Annotated in this window: 13 protein-coding genes and 1 pseudogene; all 14 read right to left on the bottom strand. The window is 39.0% G+C overall.

The features are described from left to right. Positions 1-88 precede the first annotated feature (88 nt). A complete protein-coding gene (locus ACFPTP_RS04880; RefSeq protein ID WP_381442735.1) occupies positions 89-763 on the bottom strand; it encodes a histone H1-like repetitive region-containing protein in 675 nt (224 codons plus the stop codon). A gap of 358 nt (positions 764-1,121) precedes the next feature. Further along, positions 1,122-1,985, bottom strand: coding sequence for a polysaccharide deacetylase family protein (locus ACFPTP_RS04875; protein WP_408020208.1), 864 nt, complete (start codon positions 1,983-1,985; stop codon positions 1,122-1,124). 171 nt (positions 1,986-2,156) lie between these two features. Further along, positions 2,157-3,845, bottom strand: coding sequence for a GNAT family N-acetyltransferase (locus tag ACFPTP_RS04870; protein ID WP_381442654.1), 1,689 nt, complete (start codon positions 3,843-3,845; stop codon positions 2,157-2,159). 41 nt (positions 3,846-3,886) lie between these two features. Continuing rightward, positions 3,887-5,560, bottom strand: coding sequence for a GNAT family N-acetyltransferase (locus ACFPTP_RS04865; protein ID WP_381442652.1), 1,674 nt, complete (start codon positions 5,558-5,560; stop codon positions 3,887-3,889). A gap of 68 nt (positions 5,561-5,628) precedes the next feature. Then, positions 5,629-7,092 carry a lipopolysaccharide biosynthesis protein gene (locus ACFPTP_RS04860; RefSeq protein WP_381442732.1) on the bottom strand — a complete coding sequence of 488 codons (1,464 nt, stop codon included), beginning with the start codon at positions 7,090-7,092 and terminating at the stop codon, positions 5,629-5,631. 75 nt (positions 7,093-7,167) lie between these two features. After that, the gene (locus tag ACFPTP_RS04855; RefSeq protein WP_381442730.1) at positions 7,168-8,274 is read right to left on the bottom strand and encodes an aminotransferase class I/II-fold pyridoxal phosphate-dependent enzyme; all 1,107 of its coding nucleotides are present in this window, start codon (positions 8,272-8,274) and stop codon (positions 7,168-7,170) included. 72 nt (positions 8,275-8,346) lie between these two features. Beyond that, a pseudogene (locus ACFPTP_RS04850) lies at positions 8,347-8,934 on the bottom strand (sugar transferase); the annotation flags it as partial. 3 nt (positions 8,935-8,937) lie between these two features. Next, positions 8,938-10,107 (bottom strand): glycosyltransferase family 4 protein, encoded by a 1,170-nt coding sequence (locus ACFPTP_RS04845; RefSeq protein ID WP_381442651.1) that lies wholly within the window; start codon positions 10,105-10,107, stop codon positions 8,938-8,940. After that, on the bottom strand, positions 10,107-11,387 hold the full coding sequence (locus tag ACFPTP_RS04840; RefSeq protein WP_381442650.1) for a nucleotide sugar dehydrogenase: 1,281 nt from the start codon (positions 11,385-11,387) through the stop codon (positions 10,107-10,109). The genes ACFPTP_RS04845 and ACFPTP_RS04840 overlap by 1 nt, the downstream gene beginning before the upstream one ends. Positions 11,388-11,398: 11 nt before the next feature. Continuing rightward, entirely contained in the window at positions 11,399-12,412 is a 1,014-nt protein-coding gene (locus ACFPTP_RS04835; protein ID WP_381442649.1) for an NAD-dependent epimerase, read from the bottom strand. Continuing rightward, positions 12,409-14,226, bottom strand: coding sequence for an asparagine synthase (glutamine-hydrolyzing) (gene asnB, locus ACFPTP_RS04830; RefSeq protein ID WP_381442648.1), 1,818 nt, complete (start codon positions 14,224-14,226; stop codon positions 12,409-12,411). Before asnB ends, ACFPTP_RS04835 begins: the two co-directional genes overlap by 4 nt. A 40-nt stretch (positions 14,227-14,266) precedes the next feature. After that, positions 14,267-15,463 carry an O-antigen ligase family protein gene (locus tag ACFPTP_RS04825; RefSeq protein WP_381442647.1) on the bottom strand — a complete coding sequence of 399 codons (1,197 nt, stop codon included), beginning with the start codon at positions 15,461-15,463 and terminating at the stop codon, positions 14,267-14,269. Between the two features lie 41 nt (positions 15,464-15,504). Continuing rightward, positions 15,505-17,313 (bottom strand): polysaccharide biosynthesis protein, encoded by a 1,809-nt coding sequence (locus tag ACFPTP_RS04820; RefSeq protein ID WP_381442646.1) that lies wholly within the window; start codon positions 17,311-17,313, stop codon positions 15,505-15,507. Positions 17,314-17,456: 143 nt separating this feature from the next. Then, the gene (locus tag ACFPTP_RS04815; protein ID WP_381442645.1) at positions 17,457-18,209 is read right to left on the bottom strand and encodes a tyrosine-protein phosphatase; all 753 of its coding nucleotides are present in this window, start codon (positions 18,207-18,209) and stop codon (positions 17,457-17,459) included. Positions 18,210-18,228 lie beyond the last annotated feature (19 nt).

Raw genomic sequence — 18,228 nt, 5'->3', positions numbered from 1 at the left:
TTTGTTCTATAGTAATGTGATGTTGTTTTAGTGTGATGACGTGATGAAAAAATTCTTGACCCAAGAGTCCAACCCAATTCTCTCCTTGCTACATAAGATATGGGGAATGCTTGAAGGGAGAGAAAAGATGACGAACATGAATCAGTACGAGGAAGAACAATGGTATCCGAAGTTGCCGGAAGGATATACAAGCGGGGAAGATGAAATGGAAGGATACGGGATGAGCGGATGGATGCCGGGCTCTGTCACGCCAAACTACGGAATGAATGAGTGGATGACAGGCATGGCTATGCCGAATTTCGGGATGGATGACTCGATGACAGGCATGGTTATGCCAAGCTGGGGTGGAGATCAAACAGCTATACCAGAAGTCGGCCCCGCACCGATGCAAGGCGGACCTGGATTCCCGGGAGGCATGTTCCCTGGCGGTGGATTTCCTGGAGGCGGATTCCCCGGAGGCGGGATCCCGGGCGGTGGATTCCCAGGCGGCGGGTTCCCTGGAGGTGGAATGCCAGGCGGTGGATTCCCAGGCGGCGGGTTCCCTGGAGGTGGAATGCCGGGCGGCGGATTCCCTGGCGGCGGGTTCCCTGGAGGTGGAATGCCGGGCGGCGGATTCCCTGGAGGTGGGTTCCCTGGCGGCGGGTTCCCGGGCGGTGGATTCCCTGGAGGCGGGTTCCCTGGCGGCGGGATCCCGGGCGGCGGGTTCCCTGGAGGTGGGTTCCCTGGAGGTGGATTCCCGGGAGGCGGATTCCCTCCGGGGCAAGGTTCCCTAGCTCAGGGCAGCCAACAAGCGCCGACCGCACCGCCACCGAGCTTTACACCGGAATATCCAACCGCTCAGGCGTTCGCGGTCGATCCGGGTGCCATTAGAAGCTGCCTGTTCAGGTATACGTTTATTTGGACATCGAGGCGGCGTGGTTTCTGGTTCTACCCAACATTCGTCGGCCGCACATCCGTTTCGGGATTCCGCTGGAGCTCAAGCCGTCGTAGATGGGAGTTTTTCGGAATTGATTTGAATCGGATTGACCAATTCACTTGTTTTTAAGCTAGAAAGAAAAGACCAACTCCTTTGAGTTGGTCTTTAGTATATTTAGCTAACGTTAACAGAAGTAATTGGTCATTCATCCATTCATCTTCAATACTAAGGCTGAAGCTTCCCCCATACTGAGGCTCTCAAAGTCGTATTCACTTCTCAACTTTGACACTAACTGGAGAATCTCAGTCAAAAACTGAATGTTTTCTTCGATGTCTTTACCGAAATTATGAGGATGCCACCATAGATGAAACACTTCGCCTTTTTGAGCGGCATGCGTTATGCTTTTTTTAATTCTTCTTAACCGCAATGGTTCCAGTATTTTCAACTTAGCAATATAGGGCCTTAAAAATCTGCTGGAAGGCAAGTTTACGATCGGTTCTGTCTCAACCTCAAAAATCGGATACGTATCGTGTCCACAGACATTCAAATAACTATCCAATAATCTAAGCGCTCTTTTCATGACCCCTTCCTTATGGAAACGACTTGCCCGATAAGGCCAACTCAGTTCATTTCCCCTAAAACATTGAATTCCGTACTTTTTACAAACTTGTAAATAACTTTGATTTGACTGATTTCGTGGAAACACAAGTGATTTAACGACATGACCGTTTGCATTGGCAATTTTTAAGGCAGCTTGTAAGTCCGCTTCGAAACTTTTTTCGTTCTGTCCTTTTTCTAAACAATAGTAGTGGGAAAATGTGTGGGTCGCAATTTCCTGATTCGGATATTTTTCAATTTTCCTGATTAAAGATTTTGCATAATGAAATGGATCTTCCCCTTCATTTTTTCCAACATCGTTCAATTTTTTATAGGGTGAAAAATTACTGTTTTCATAGTTTGGTCGGAGTGAAGGTAGACTATCCAATAACTCTCTTTTATTTTCACAATAGAGCATTCCAACAATGGCCCATGTAGCATGTATATCGAAGCGGTGAAATAATTCAAGCATTTGCGGGATTGCTTCTCGGACACCTAAAAGATTTTCTCGATATTGTTCCAGTGAAACAACATCATGTACGCCCCAATTCAGTTCAAAATCCAGCGAAATGATGAGTGCTCCTTGTTTGCTTATCCTATTCTTTTTGAATACAAATTCTCCTAACCCTTGTAATAATAAATCTCATCCTGAATCTTCTAGTGTTTTAACAATGGTTTTTACAAAACCATAATAGGTCCTGTAGAACACATATTTACTTATCGTAAATCCCAAACCTTCCAATTTGGCTATTTTATGTTTCGAACCATCCTCTACGCTCACATATAACGTATTGACCGCACTGTTTCTTTTCATGAATGAGCATATTTTATCTACATTTCTAATCGTCCAATCCTGAATGTAAGCGGAACTTTTATGAAGCTCTTCAGCATAGGATAAATTTTCGATACGTAATACTCTTTCATGCATCCAAAATATCGAATTCATAGACAAACAATCTACAGGGTAATATCCTTTGTAACCAGTGAATATCCTTCTACAAACTTCCTTCATATGGCTATTGGCAATACTAGGGCAATTAACAGCATCACCGATCGTCAATTCAGTATAGCCTCCGGAATCAGGCAAATCCGGGATATCTTTTTTTTCTATTTTATAAATAATGTACTTCTTTCTTTCATAAAAAAACTTTTTTACACGCTTCAAATACTCCACTAATTCTTCCTTGATCGCTTTAGATTCCGTATTGCTGAATAGATTCCTACTCACAAAAAGCAGCTTCCCAATTGTATTTCGGATAAACAGAACGAAACTGTAATTTTTCTTCATTCGCTCGAGCAATGATTCCTTCAATGTAAAAAAGTGACGAACAACCTTTCCAATAATCGAATTAGAGGAGAAAATCATTTTGCTTGTATAATCTTCACCTGTATTCAATTCGAATTTGGATGGCTCATATCCAATGCTTAAATCAAAGATTGTATATGCATTTCTTAAACATTGTAATGTCTTTTGCTTTTCAAGAATTATTCCTGGCCCGAAAACGTCAAAATCATCATCATATCCCTTTACATAACCGACAAATCGTCCCCTACAAAGGAAACCATACTGAAAAGCAATCATCTTGCCATTGATATAAAGTCCATCAATTTCGGTTTGCATCGGCCCAACCTGAATACCGGCAAGACTTCGAAAAAACGCTTTGCCTTTGTCATTCGTAAATCCACTTGTGGTCCTTCTTTTCTTCCATCTTTTTTCAAACAGTTGAAAGACTGAATCCATTTCTTCTTGGCTGCTTCGCAAAAAATTAACAGCTCCACTTTTTCGTAAACGCTTCTCCCTTTTGTCAATCCGATGAAGTCTCTTTCTTTTATCTCTAAATTGTTCAAGCTCTATTTCTTTCAAATGAATGAATGGGGTAACCACTCGATGTTTTGAAAAATTATATTTCCGTCTCTGCAAATAAGTTTCTAAACTTTCATGTGTCTTCTCACTTTCAAGTAATCCATGTAAGTAAAACACAACATTCTTTTTCACTTTTATGATCTCATCAAATACAAACTCGATAACATCGTCTAACAAATGATTGTATACAACAAAATCCATATAATTTGCTATCCCGAAAGCTACAAAGGTATACATATGACCAAACCATTGTCTTTTATGAATAAAAGGGAAAAAACCAATAGGCTTATCATCTAGTTTTACGAGCATTATTTCCACATCGTATTCATCGCCAAAATGCTTCCACCACTCATAAATCCAGACAAATTCGATAAACGGGTTTGTATTCTGATTTTCCTCCAAGATGAGCGACCAATCATCCCGGTACTGGTCAAGTTGATTTAGCGATGTAATCCGTATAAGCTCCATAATTTCCCCCTTTCAATAGCATGAAGCGTCCTTCCAATTTTTCATTCAATGATTTCATACTTTTCATGACCAAAAAAAGTCCGTTTATAGATTTGTTTACAAATGGAAAAACCTAATGTTTCGAGGATACTCGCTTCTTTCCCAGAATTGTCTTTCGCGTTTACAAACACCGTTTTAGCTTTTCTGTTCTTCTTGACAAAGGAGCATGCGGCCGCCAAATTCCCCTCATGCCAATTCTTGAAATGAATGGCTTTTCTCCCAAGTTGTTCACTATAGGAAATAGGGCCGATTCGGAGCACCTTATCATTCATCCAAAATATATTTTCGAACGCTAGATTTCCTGCCGGATAATACCCCTTGTATCCCCGATACATTTTCTCGCAAATTTCCTTTATATGTTTTTGGGAGATAGCAGAACTGCTCATCGCATCGTTGATTGTCAACTCGATAAAATCTTCGACATCGGAGAATACAGAGATGTCTTTGTTCTCGATTTGGTAAATAAAATATCGCTCGTTTTCATAGAAGAATCTTTTTAGACGACTTAAAAAAGCAAGCAATTCTCCCCTTGCACCTTTTGACTCTGTTTTGTTGAACAAATTACGGAAAACAAAAAGAACCTTGCCGATAGTAATTCGAATAAATAGGACAAATTCATAGTTCTTTTTCATTCGTCCGATCAATGATTCCTTCATTGATAATAAATATCGCGTTATTTTTGCTGTCATTGCTGTAGAGGAAAAAATCATCTTTCTTGTGTAATCTACATTTGTATTTAATGCAAATTTGTATGGTTCATAACCAATACTTAAGTCAAAAACCGTAATCGCATCTTTTTTGCATTGTAAAATCTTTTCCCTTTCGAGTATTCTTCCTGGGCCGAATGGTTCAAAGTTATCATCAAAGCCTAGCACATATGAAAGCACTCTTCCCCGACAGTTGAATCCGTAATGGAAAGCGATCATCTTGTCATTAATATAAAGTGCATCGAGTTCTGTTTGCATCGGGCCTTCCTGAACGCCGACAAGACTACGGTAAAATTCTTTATCTTTGTCGTTCGTAAATCCGCTCGTGTCCCGCTTTTTTTTCCATCGTCTATCATGAAGTTGAAAGACCGTTTCCATTTCCTCTTGTCCGCTCCGCGAAAACTGAACTTCCCCATTCTCTCGTAACCGCTTTTCTCTTTTATCAAGGCGATGAAGCTTCTTTCTTTTATCCATGTATTCTTCAAGCTTTATATCTTTCAAATTAATGTATGGGGTGATGACTCGGTGAAGCGAAAAAATGTATTTTCGTCGCTGTAAATAATCCTCAATAATTCTTGGTGTCTTACTACTTTCAAGTAACCCATGTAAATAGAACACGATATTTCTTCTCATTTTAATCATTTCATCAAACACAAATTCGATAACTTCGGGCAACAGATGATTGAATACAACAAAATCCATATAATTCGCGTGACCCAAAGCCATAAAAGAATACGTATGACTAAACCATCGACTTTTGTGAATTAAGGGAACAAATCCAATAGGCTGATCATCTTGTTTGACGAGCATAATTTCCATAGTATATTCATCGCTAAAATGCTTCCACCATTCATAAACCCAGACAAATTCAATAAACGGATTTGTATTCTGATTCTCTTCCAATATAAGCGACCAATCATCCCGGTATTGTTCAAGTTGAGCCAGTGTTGTAATCCGTGTGAGCTCCATAATCTCCTCCTTTTATTAGCATGCATCGCCCTGCTAATTTTTCGTACTTCTCATTACCAACTATCACCTTATTCCACTCCCCCCTTAATCTTTTTCAATATTGGTAGTACCATTTGATACAGCGTATCCAACTCTTGTACCCTCAATATCTTGCTAACAATTATATAAATTGCAATACCAATGGCTATTTGACAAATAAGTTGCAGTAGATCATTGCTATCCATGAATTTGCCAACCTCAAATACAATAATCCCCATAATAAAAGAGATTATAAAACTAGGTAGTAAATCTCTTATCTGTTCTATTGATGAATACTTGATCTCTATCGCCGTATAGTACGAATTTATTAAAAAAGAAACAAACGAACTAATAACTGATGTCCATATTAAACCGATAATGCCGAACCCAAGCAATATGGAGAGGACAATCAAAATCGCCAATAAACTCTTTTTAATGATTTCCATTTTTAAAATTACGTTTGATTTTCCTTTTACCTGAAGAATATTTTGATTGATAGAGAGAAGTGGATAGAACATACCCGCAAAGCATAATAACTGAAAATAGATAACTGAAGGTATCCATTTATCGCCGAATAATACAATAAACAGCGGCTTTGCAATTGCTGCTAAACCAACCATTAAGGGGAAGTTAATAAATGCCGAGGTCTTAATAACTGACTTAAATCCAAATGTCAGTCGTTCTTCCTCTTGCTGAATGCTGCTTAGAACTGGATATGTGACACGTTGTACGGTTGAAACGATAGCAAATGAAGCGAGGTCTTTAATTTTAACTGCGTTTGTATAATAACCAAGTTGATTTGTAAGATGCATTTTTCCAATAATAACGAAGTAACTATAATAAAAAAGTGTGTCAATTAGTCCTGATAGTAATAATTTGTAACCAAAACTATAATATTTTTTAAATGACTGAACTTTAAATGTCAACGAAGGTATCCATTTATTAAAGTACCAAAGTAATCCCGTCTGAATGGATTGCAATGCAATCATATTAATAACGAGACTCCAAACACCAAATCCTGACATTGCTATAAATATTGTGAGACCTCCAGAAAGAATTACAGCGATGACACTTATCTTTGTTAATGTTTTAAAATCGACTTTTTTCACAAGCATTGCTTTTTGTATAATTGCTAATGAATTGATGATGAGTACTAACGAGATCACTCGAATGATAGTTGTCAGTTGCGGTTCTTCGAAAAAAACACTGATCATATTCGCAGTACTAAATAATATTCCATATATGGCTAGCGAAACAAATAAGTTGAAATAAAAAACAGTTGAATAGTCTTCTTGGGTCGTATGCTGATCTCGTATTAACGCTTGGGAAAAACCACTATCTACAATTGCGTTGGAAACGGATATAAATATTAAGATCATCCCAATAATCCCAAAATGCTCGGGAAGTAGTAACCTGGCAAGAATAATCTGTACGAGAAATTGTATACCATGGTTCGCCATTAAATCCGTGAAACTCCAAAAAACCCCTGTGATTGTTTTACTTTTTAACGACATCGGAGTCGGCATTTTTTCACCTATTTTTTATATTGGTAATACCATAAGAGATGCGACAAAGTCACATCTCTCTCGTTAACCTAATCTCTCTCTAATTACTTGAATAACTCTTTCCTGCTCCTTCACAGTCATATTTGAACCAGAAGGAAGACAAATTCCTCTCGCAAATAAGCGTTCACTAACGACGTCATCATCTGCATGCGCGTAAAACTTACACCCTTCAAACAATGGTTGCATATGAAGCGGCTTCCAAACAGGTCTCGCTTCGATGTTCTCCTTTTCAAGGGCATCCATCAGTTCATTTGCCGTAACGCTTAATTTCTCTGGATCCACTTCCATCGCCGTCAACCAACGATTCGAATAGGTCCCTGTAAGCTCCGGCATGAACGAAATACCTTCAATCCCACCAAGTGCCTTTTCATAACGGGCAAACACTGCTCTTCTTGCCTTTACACGATCATCCAGCACCTCTAACTGCGCACGGCCAATTCCTGCGAGAATATTGCTCATTCGATAGTTATAGCCGACAGTTTGATGTTGGTAATGCCTTGCTTTCTCTCTCGCTTGGGTTGCTAAAAAGCGGGCACGCTCCACTTTTCCAACGTCATTGGATACGAGCATCCCGCCACCTGAAGTAGTAATGATTTTGTTGCCATTAAATGAAAAGATGCCGAACTTGCCAAACGTACCGCTATGCTTTCCCTTATAATAGGAACCAAGTGATTCCGCAGCATCTTCAATTACGGGAACGCCATACAAATCACAAATTGCCATCAGTTCATCCATCTTTGCACTCTGTCCATACAAGTTAACGATCACAACGGCTTTTGGAAGCTTCTCTTTTTCTTGTGCCTCCTCCATTGCTCGTGCTAATGCCACAGGTGACATATTCCATGTCTCATATTCGGAATCTATGAAAACGGGCTCACCGCCCAAATAGTAAATCGGGTTCGCACTTGCAACGAATGTCAAACTTGAACAGAAGACAATATCTCCTTGTCTAACATCCAACAACTCCAATGCAATGTGGATTGCGGCGGTCCCGGACGACATAGCAGCAGCTCCGGCTGTTCCATTATACTTGGCAACTTCTTTCTCAAATTCATCTACATTCTTTCCAAGCGGTGCGATCCAATTTGTTTCAAAAGCTTCATCTATATATTTTTGCTCATTCCCACTCATATGGGGTGTTGAAAGAAAGATCCTTTTCGGCTCCAAACCATACCTCCTCTTTTCGCCCAAAATCGTTTTCAGGATATAGTTTATATCCTTCAAAAAACTATAATCCCGAATATACTCCTTGTTCAGCTTCACTTTATCAGGAAATAGGACTTGATCATTATGCCATTCAGGATCATCTACGTTTGCTAGTATCTGTTCTTCATTTTTATATTTAATGGAAGCAGGTCCAGTAATTCCAGGTCTGATCGTTAGGATGATTCGATCATCCCCGGTTAACTTATCGGCATAACCGGGGACATCCGGTCGGGGGCCCACAAAACTCATATCACCTTTTAATACATTCAATAGCTGAGGCAGCTCATCAATTTTTGTTTTCCTGAAAAACCTGCCACTTGGCGTGATTCTTGAATCACGGCTTGTCGTTATCGTTGTACTTTTATACTTCTTATCTTTCATTGTTTTTATTTTGATCACTTTGAAAGTCTTCCCATTCTTGCCTACACGCTCTTGGATAAAAAAACCGTTACTTCTTGTATCTATAGAAGCAATTATGAAAGCAATTAGTATGATCCACCCTGTCAAAACGATTCCTATCAGAGAAAATAGGAGATCAAAAGATCGTTTCACAATTCCCTCAACAGAAGTAAGATTGTTTTTCATTCCTCACTTCCTTGGCCGTTTGTTTATTGACCTTCCCTCTCTAAATTCGTTAAATATCTTCATCTGTCTTTCTAAAACCACTTGCTCATTGAACTCTTCCATAAATAATCTTCGTGAATTTTCCCCAAATCGCTTCATTTTGGACTCGTCTTTCAAGATTTTGATAATCGAATCCGCCAATGAGAGACTATCTTTGTCCTTGCACAAATACCCGTTCACATCAGGAAAGACTTCTTCCCTGCATCCACGGACATCAGTCGCAACGATCGGTTTCCCCATCGCCATCGCTTCAATGATTGAACGGGGCAGTCCTTCACGGTAAGAAGGCAATACAAACAAATCCGCTGCACTTAACAGATCGGGGATATCCTCTCTCATGCCTAACAGTTTAATTTTTTCTTTTGTCTTCATTGGCATTGATTGAATAAGCTGTTCAACATTCATTCCATCGCGATCCCCTGTAACTGCATCCCCGACAATTAATAATGTTGCTTCCTGTATTTCGTTCAGAACCAAATGAAATGCTTCTATTAGCTCAACAATGCCTTTTTCTTTTACTAATCTCCCGACAAATATAATTGCTTTTTCATTCGTAAAGCCTAATGACTCTCGACTTTTCACTCTGCTGTATAACGCTGGGTTAAATCGATTGCCCGACACACCATTATTAATATGAACGAGGTTTTCCGGTTTTTGAAAACCTTTTGTTAAGGCCAATTCATAGTCTTCTTTGCTTTGAAAGAAAAGTTTATCGGTGAAATATCTTGCCCAAATCTTCTCAAGCATATAAATGATCGTATAGGGTATTCGTTTCATATTTTCGTGGAAATAAAATCCGTGGGCGGTATAAACGCTTAAGGGTACGTTGGCCAATCGTGCTGATACTCTAGCAACGAGACTGGCGACTGGGGTATGTGAGTGGACAATGTCAAATTTTTCTTTTCTTATTAATTTCACCAATGCCACCATGCTTTTAAAATGGCTAATGACATTTAGATTTCGTTGAAACGGTATATGGTGAACCACATACCCTTCCTTTTCAATTTCATGTCCTGCCTGATCTTTATAACAAGCGATATGAACGTCGTATTGCTGATCAATCATCTCATTTACGAGCGGCAGCAAAAACTTCTTAACAGTAAAGCTTACGTTGGTGATTTGTAAAACTTTCATTATAATCTCCATAAATGAATCTGTTCTGGCTTGCTCGACTTGTCTAGCACACTCTTAATATCCATAACGATCCCTTTACCATGTTTTAACAACCGGTCGAACAGGGACCATCCTTCATTGACATACTCTATATGGGGTACCGCGAAGACAACGGCATCCGCGGGCGTTAGTTTGTCGTAAGCTGTCAATGAGAGGTGATATGCACTAAATGCCTCATTACAATTTGCATGGGGATCGGCTACTTGCACTTCCACACCAAACTCCTGCAGCTCCCGAATGACATCGATTACTTTAGAGTTCCGAAGATCCGGGACATTTTCTTTGAATGTCAATCCAAGAACAGTTACCTTTGCACCTTGCACAGGCAAATTGAGCTTTATCAATTTCTTTACTAATGCCCTTGCAATATAACGTCCAATACTATCATTGATTCGTCGACCGGCAAGGATCACTTCAGGATAGTGGCCGACGGTCTGTGCTTTATGGGTTAAATAGTATGGATCTACACCGATACAGTGACCACCTACTAACCCTGGTGAGAATTTAAGGAAATTCCATTTCGTACCTGCTGCTTCCAATACTTCTGCTGTGTCAATCCCGAGGCTATCAAAAATCAAGGCTAATTCATTCATCAGTGCAATATTGACGTCCCTTTGCGTGTTTTCAATCACTTTTGCAGCTTCAGCCACACGTATCGAGCTGGCTTTATATATACCGGCTTCGACAACATCTCTATATACTTGTGCTATAATTTCCAAAGCTTCGGGTGTTTGGCCGGATACGACTTTTGTGATTTTCGTAAATGTACGTTCTTTATCACCAGGATTAATACGTTCTGGAGAGTAACCGACGAAAAAATCGATGCCCGCCTTCAAGCCTGAATGCTTCTCTAATACAGGGATGCACTCTTCCTCTGTAACGCCTGGGTAAACGGTTGACTCAAAAACGACGATTGCTCCCTTTTGAAGACAATTACCCACTGTTTCGGAAGCATGCAGCAATGGCGATAAATCAGGACGGTTATGTGCATCAATCGGTGTAGGGACACACACAATCATAAAGTCTGACTCCTTCAATCTTTCACTGTCAAACGTAAATTCAATTTGCGCTTCATTTAGTTCATTTAGCCCTACCTCATTCGTCGTATCGACGCCAGTCTGTAATGTGGATATTCGATGTTCGTTAATATCAAAGCCGATTACCGGATGTCTTTTCCCAAATGCAACCGCCACAGGCAATCCTACATATCCTAAGCCGATAACAGCTATTTTTCTATTCATCACAGACCCTTTCACAACTTTATTTGATAATATTCCAAATACCAGTCGATAAATTTATCGACACCATCTTGAATGGATGTTTTCGGTTTGAAATCGATTTCCCGAAATAAGTCATCGACATTCGCATAAGTGGCCGGGACATCCCCCTCCTGCAATGGCATGAAGTTCTTAATCGCCACTTTTCCTAGTTTTTCTTCAATCGCGGAAATGAAGTCCATCAAGTACACTGGGCTATTATTTCCGATGTTGTATACTTTGTACGGTGCATAACTCGTTCCAGGGTCCGGAGTTTTCCCGGACCAGTTCTGATTCGGCTCGGCAGGTTTATGAATAAGACGAGAAATGGATTCTACAATGTCATCCACATACGTGAAGTCGCGCATCATCTTTCCGTTGTTATAGATATCGATCGGCTGGCCTTCAATTATATTTTTCGTAAACTTGAAGAGAGCCATATCCGGACGCCCCCATGGTCCGTACACTGTAAAGAATCGAAGTCCCGTAGTCGGTAAATTGTAAAGACTGCTATACGTATGTGCCATCAGTTCATTCGCTTTCTTTGTCGCCGCATATAAACTAAGAGGATGATCGACCGTATCATGCACGGAAAATGGCAATGTTGTATTTGCACCGTAAACTGAGCTGGACGATGCATATAGTAATTGCTTTACATGATGTTGACGGCACATTTCCAACACATTGATAAAGCCGACAATATTCGAATCGATATATACATAAGGATTGTCAATGCTATATCTCACGCCCGCCTGTGCTGCTAAATTTACAACTACATCGACTTGATTTTCACTGAATACCGTTTGAATTTTCTCTCGGTCTACTAAATCAGCATTGTAAAACTTGAAACACTTATGATGAATTAGTTTTTCTAGACGTGCTTCCTTTAACGATCGTTCATAATAATCGTTCATGTTGTCGAAACCTATAACTTCATGACCCATTGATAACAATTTTTCTGATAGATGAAAACCAATAAAACCGGAAGAACCCGTAATTAAGATTTTCATTTCTTCCCTCCCTCAACATTTCTAAGGAAGTTTTCATGCCATTTGTGTAAAACAATTAAACTCCATATAAGATTCTTGTGATTTTTTTTACTCTTCATATGCTCTTCTATGATTATTTCAACGAAATCGAAATGAACGAGATTTGCTTTTTCCACTTTTTCTTTCGATAAAGTGGAATATACCAATTCTTTTAGTTCACCCTTGAACCATTCAGCTAAAGGAATCTCAAATCCCCTCTTTTTGGCCGTTATTATGTCATTCGGGAGTAAATCTGAAAATGTCTCTTTCAATATGATTTTCCCATTTGCACGACGCATTTTATATTTCAAAGGAATTTCATATGCCAATTCCACTACTTTATGGTCGAGAAAAGGTGATCTTATTTCCAACCCATTTATTTTACTCATTCGGTCAGTCTTTACTAACATGTCATTCGGTAAAGCAAATTTGAAGTCTGTATACATCATCCGATTTACAGGCTCATTCGTATTTAAATACTGGAAGTAATTCGACAACTGTTCATCTACATTAAATCTAGTTAATGCTCTATTTTTAACTAATCGAGAGATCTGGTCGCGGTCGTAAGATTCCATTAATTTAATATGCATTTGAAAAGTATCAGTAGCAGCACTTCTCATAAACTTTTTTGCTTTCGTCGCAAATGAAGTAAATGAATTTCTTTTATCATCCGGTATCAGATGCAAAGGAGCCTCAATAACCTTCTCCCTCAGCATTCTTGGAATTTTCGAATACAATCGTTGATAATAAACACTCGTATATTTATTATATCCAGCAAATAATTCATCCCCCCCGTCACCGCTTAACGCGACAGAAGTATGATGTTTAGTTAATCGGGAAACGTAGTAGGTTGGAATAGCGGAAGAATCTGCAAAGGGCTCTTCCATTTTTCCAATGATTGTTTCGATGACTTCATGTAAATCGTCGAATTCGATAAATAGTTCATGATGAATGGTCTTATGCAGTTTTGAAACTTGCTTTGCTAAAGCCGACTCGTCATATTGTTTATAATCCTTATAGCCAATCGTAAAAGTATTTAAAGGCTCACTTGACTGTTCAGCCATCAAACCTACAACAATACTCGAATCAATGCCTCCGCTTAAAAAAGCACCAGCTGATTCTTCGCCACCCATACGTTCTCGGACAGAGCTTCTTAACGTCTCTCTTAATCTCATTTGAATGGAATGATAAGAAACGTCATCTTTTTCGGTACTATTCGGGTTTATATCCCAATATTTCTTTAGTTGCAGCGTATCGTCCACCACAGAGTATTTAACAGAATACCCCGGCATTAAATGAAAAACATTCTCAAAAATTGTCATCGGCTGCGGGATATAGTAAAAACGCAAGAAACTTTCTACCGCTTCGTAATTGATTTCTTGCTTGCTTTCAGCCAGTATTTTTTTCAATTCTGTTCCAAATAGTAACTTATCACGCCCATTATAATAATAGTACGGTTTTTCACCTACTCGATCTCGCACCATTAAGAGTTCCTTTTTAACGTCGTCCCAGATTGCTATCGCAAACGTTCCGTGCAAATAATTCATAAATTCTTCACCGTATTCTTCATACACGTTAAGGATTAATTCAGAATCCGAATTGGTTTCAAATTGGTGATTGTTGTTTTCTAGTTTCTTTTTCAGCTCTTGAGCATTGTATAGTTTCCCATGAAAAGCAATTGTTTTAGAATTGGTTGTATAATAAGTGGATTGTTCAGCTTTAGAAAATAGTAGCTCATTGTCATGAAACTGTAATTGTGCGCTTGATTTATTAAAAACACCAGTAAAACCACACATTTATTACCCCCATCCCTCTCTCAAACAAATAGAATAAGCTCTAGCCGATTTTGGTTACGATTCTGGATGAATTCGTTTCCTGCTTAGGATTATTCAACAATAGAAAAAACAGTACAAACCAAATAATCGGTTGCCTCAACACATTATGAAAATTAGAAAAAATGAATACTTGTAGTAATAAAATGAGGTAATATAAATTCTTTCTGGAACTAAGAATTGCCCATAAGAATAGTAATAGAATAACTACTAATCCAAAGAGACCTAACATTGAAACCAAATCAATTAACGTATTATGCGCTTCATCTCCTTCAAATGGAGCAAAGAGTCCAGATTGTGATTTAGTTCCATTTCCGATTAAAGGTGAAGTAAAGAATGCTTTTATTCCGTTTTCCCATAATACATATCTAATGGACGATTGACTGCTGGCTTCATCAAACAAATTTGAAACACTTTTAAAAATATCTAATGCAATTTTCAGCAGACTTATAAGAAATGAAAGGACGAAAATATTTACGATTACTTTTAAATTTTTTTTAATTTTTATCGTTTTGAAGAATAGTACGTAACTATATATAAGAAGTGATAAGATCCAAGTTAAAATCAGTGCATCACTTTCTATTTTCAAACCGACCCAGACAACTGCAACTATATTTAGAGTGCCTAGATACTTCGGTATTTTTCCTCTGCTCATTAAATATATTGAGATAATTGGAAGGGTAAGAGTCAACATTGCTAATTGATTGGGGTTAAGTGAAAGTCCACTAAATCTTGTCGAGTAATAATAAAGGAAATCTATATAGAGGAAGTTACGAATGATCAATATATACAATAAGCAACAATAAATATATATTTGCGAAAATATATAAAAAAACAGAGCGGCTTTTGTTAATATCTCTTGATAATCAGGTAAATGTACGACTAGAATAATTAAAACTATAGGAAGTAAAAATGCAATTGTATCCCTAAAGTCTATTATTTCAATTGTTCCTTTGAATGCACCGAACAAATTGGATATGAAAGCCAATAGTATAAATGTAGTTAATAGAGAAACAAGTTTTATACTTTTTTCACTTACATATATTTTTTGGTTGTTCGCCAGTTGAATGATCAGGAATATTGCCGTTAGTGTTAATAACAGTTCTCCTATTCCAATGGGTCCAATAAACCTTATTTTCGTAAAAGATGTAGAGCTTAAAGCGATACCGAGAAGGATGGGAATCATTTTGTTTGAATCCATTATTATCTCCCTCGTATAGTCGAATGATAATAATCTAAACTTTATGGTTTAAACGTTTTACGGTTAGCCAAATCAATTAACGTCATTTTCATTTCATCTACCGGCATATCCAAGAGTCTTTCAAGCACGCCATTCATTTCCTTCTTGCTAATCGGCATTGACTTTCCTACATAAATTTTAGGCGAAATTTGATCACTTTGAATTTCGTCATCATTCAATAGCTCCTCAAAGAGTTTTTCGCCAGGACGGATTCCAGTGAACACGATTCCGATTTCATCTTCCGTATATCCCGACAGTTTAATTAAGTTTTTCGCCAGTTCAACTATTTTCACAGGTTCGCCCATATCGAGTACAAAAACCTCCCCCTCCGCAGCAAGCGTGCCAGCCTGAATGACAAGCCGAGAAGCTTCGGGTATTGTCATAAAATATCTTGTCATTTGAGGGTCTGTGACAGTAATTGGGCCGCCTTGCTTAATTTGCTCTTTAAACAATGGAACGACACTACCGCGAGATCCTAACACATTACCAAAGCGCACTGCCGCAAATTTTGTTTTACTTTCCTTCGCAAGGTTCTGTACAAACATCTCAGCAAATCGTTTCGTGGCCCCCATGATATTCGGAGGGTTAACCGCTTTATCGGTCGAGACCATGACAAAATACGATACGTCAAATGCGTCTGCCGCTTCGGCGATGTTTTTCGTACCGAATATATTGTTTTTCACGGCTTCTACTGGATTCGATTCCATTAATGGGACATGTTTATATGCTGCCGCATGATAGATGACATCGGGCTTGAATTTACTTACTACTTCGAAGATCCTTGGACGGTCTTTGATATCAGCAATAACCGGGAAAATTTTCGTATAATCTCCTATACTCTTTCGTAATTCCATATCTATGTTGTAGATTGAGTTTTCACCATGGCCTAAAAGTATGATGCTTGTAGGCTTGTATCTACTCACTTGCCGGCAAATTTCCGATCCTATTGAACCGCCTGCGCCTGTGACTAGAATTGTTTTATTTGTGAGTTTTTCTTCGATTGCTTTCAAGTCGAGCTCAACTTCTTCTCGACCGAGGAGATCTTCTATTTTAACGTCGCGCATGTCGTTGACGGAAACCTTCCCCATCATCAGGTCTTCGATTCGTGGGATTATTTGAGTCTTCACGCCAGTTTCAATACAGATTTTCGTTAGATTTACCATATCCTGTTTCGATAGAGATGGAATAGCTATGACAATCTTCTCAACCTCATACTCTTTTACTAATTTCGGGATATCCTTTGTTCCACTTACGACTTTCAATCCATATATCTCTAATCCGTTTTTGGAACGATTATCGTCAACGAAGAGGACGGGTTTCATACCTGATTGTGGATTCTGAATGACGTGCCGGGCTATCATTGTCCCTGCCTCACCAGCTCCGACAATCATTATGCGAGTTGTCGCGGTGCTCTTTTGCCGAATGCCCCTGTCACGCATGAGTCGAGAAGATAATCTCGATCCCCCAATTAAAAGAAGATGGAGCATCCATGTGAGAATGAGTGCTCTAAAGGATACTTTATGCATAAGGACAAATTGGACGACCATGACAACTGTAATGGTCATTGTTACTGCCCTAAAGATCGAATTCAGTTCTCCAGTCGACGCATAGGACCATGCTTTCCTATATAGCCCATACTTCCATGCAAAATAATGATGTGCAATTTGAATTGTAATGACACTTATGAAGAGCATTTTGCTTGTGAATACATTGATGTACGGATATAAGATGAAATACCCGACATAGATTGAAAATAGGACAATAAGCGAATCGACAATTGCTAGTATACTTGTTCGCATTCTGATTAACACAAAGGCCCCACTCCTTCCAAACCCACCTTTTGCCTTAACTAAGTAAATAGTTATCGATGCCCTCAAATGGCATCCTTGAATATCGGCTCTATTTCAGAATACTCAATGGACTTGAAAGTAACCGGGTCTTAGCTCATTTATGTTTACCATTTTTTTGTCACTGGAATTTCAGGGTCTAGAATAATGAACGGCTCATCGTTTAAAATTCGTTTGTTGTTCTCTAGCAGGATGTTAATACTATCGTTTTTTTTCTTTTTTTGCAGATAGCGGAGTCCTTCATTGAACAATAATGGTCTCGCTTTTGTATCATGAACGTCCGATCCATATGTATGAATTAGATTTGCGGTGACAAGTTGAACTGATAGTCGTTGAACTTTTTTCCCGAATTGGCCAGACAGGCTTCCTGCATTTACCTGCGCAAATGCACCATGTCGAATTAACCGTTCGAGCCTCGCGGGTTTCTCAGCAATGGCTCTGTTGCGTTCTGGGTGTGCAATAATTGGGATAACATCATTTTCAAGCATGGTTTGAATGACGTTTACTGTATAAAGAGGAATCGATTGTGAAGGCAGCTCAAGAAGTAGATAGCGTGATCCTGCAAGCGTAATAGCTTCTCGAGATTTAATTTTATCTATAATATTTTCTTGAAGCCGCACCTCCTGTCCGGTGTGAAGATTGATTGGATAGCCTCCTATCCGCAAGGTATCTGTCAGAAGTCGAATTTGACCTTCTATTTCTTCTTTCGGTACATGGTAATGAGGACTGAAAGCATGGGGTGTAGCAATCATGTCCGTGATTCCTTCCTTCGCTGCCTTTTCTACAATACGTATAGTGTCCTCTATTGTTTTCGGTCCATCGTCTACACTAAATAAGATGTGGCAATGGATGTCAATCATCTGTCTCCCCTTCCAAGCA

It is taken from the genome of Sporosarcina koreensis, assembly GCF_042655825.1.
Lineage (GTDB): Bacteria > Bacillota > Bacilli > Bacillales_A > Planococcaceae > Sporosarcina > Sporosarcina koreensis.
The sequence above is the reverse complement of the archived record's forward strand: the minus strand, read 5'-3'. Positions and strand labels throughout refer to the sequence as shown.

What these genes read in the sequence shown, in the direction of transcription:
- ACFPTP_RS04840 (WP_381442650.1), bottom strand. Translation starts at nt 11,387, where the DNA reads ATGAATAGAAAAATAGCTGTTATCGGCTTAGGATATGTAGGATTGCCT.
- ACFPTP_RS04875 (WP_408020208.1), bottom strand. Translation starts at nt 1,985, where the DNA reads ATGCTTGAATTATTTCACCGCTTCGATATACATGCTACATGGGCCATT.
- ACFPTP_RS04855 (WP_381442730.1), bottom strand. Translation starts at nt 8,274, where the DNA reads ATGAGTGGGAATGAGCAAAAATATATAGATGAAGCTTTTGAAACAAAT.
- ACFPTP_RS04845 (WP_381442651.1), bottom strand. Translation starts at nt 10,107, where the DNA reads ATGAAAGTTTTACAAATCACCAACGTAAGCTTTACTGTTAAGAAGTTT.
- ACFPTP_RS04860 (WP_381442732.1), bottom strand. Translation starts at nt 7,092, where the DNA reads ATGTCGTTAAAAAGTAAAACAATCACAGGGGTTTTTTGGAGTTTCACG.
- ACFPTP_RS04825 (WP_381442647.1), bottom strand. Translation starts at nt 15,463, where the DNA reads ATGGATTCAAACAAAATGATTCCCATCCTTCTCGGTATCGCTTTAAGC.
- ACFPTP_RS04815 (WP_381442645.1), bottom strand. Translation starts at nt 18,209, where the DNA reads ATGATTGACATCCATTGCCACATCTTATTTAGTGTAGACGATGGACCG.
- ACFPTP_RS04865 (WP_381442652.1), bottom strand. Translation starts at nt 5,560, where the DNA reads ATGGAGCTCACACGGATTACAACACTGGCTCAACTTGAACAATACCGG.
- asnB (WP_381442648.1), bottom strand. Translation starts at nt 14,226, where the DNA reads ATGTGTGGTTTTACTGGTGTTTTTAATAAATCAAGCGCACAATTACAG.
- ACFPTP_RS04835 (WP_381442649.1), bottom strand. Translation starts at nt 12,412, where the DNA reads ATGAAAATCTTAATTACGGGTTCTTCCGGTTTTATTGGTTTTCATCTA.
- ACFPTP_RS04870 (WP_381442654.1), bottom strand. Translation starts at nt 3,845, where the DNA reads ATGGAGCTTATACGGATTACATCGCTAAATCAACTTGACCAGTACCGG.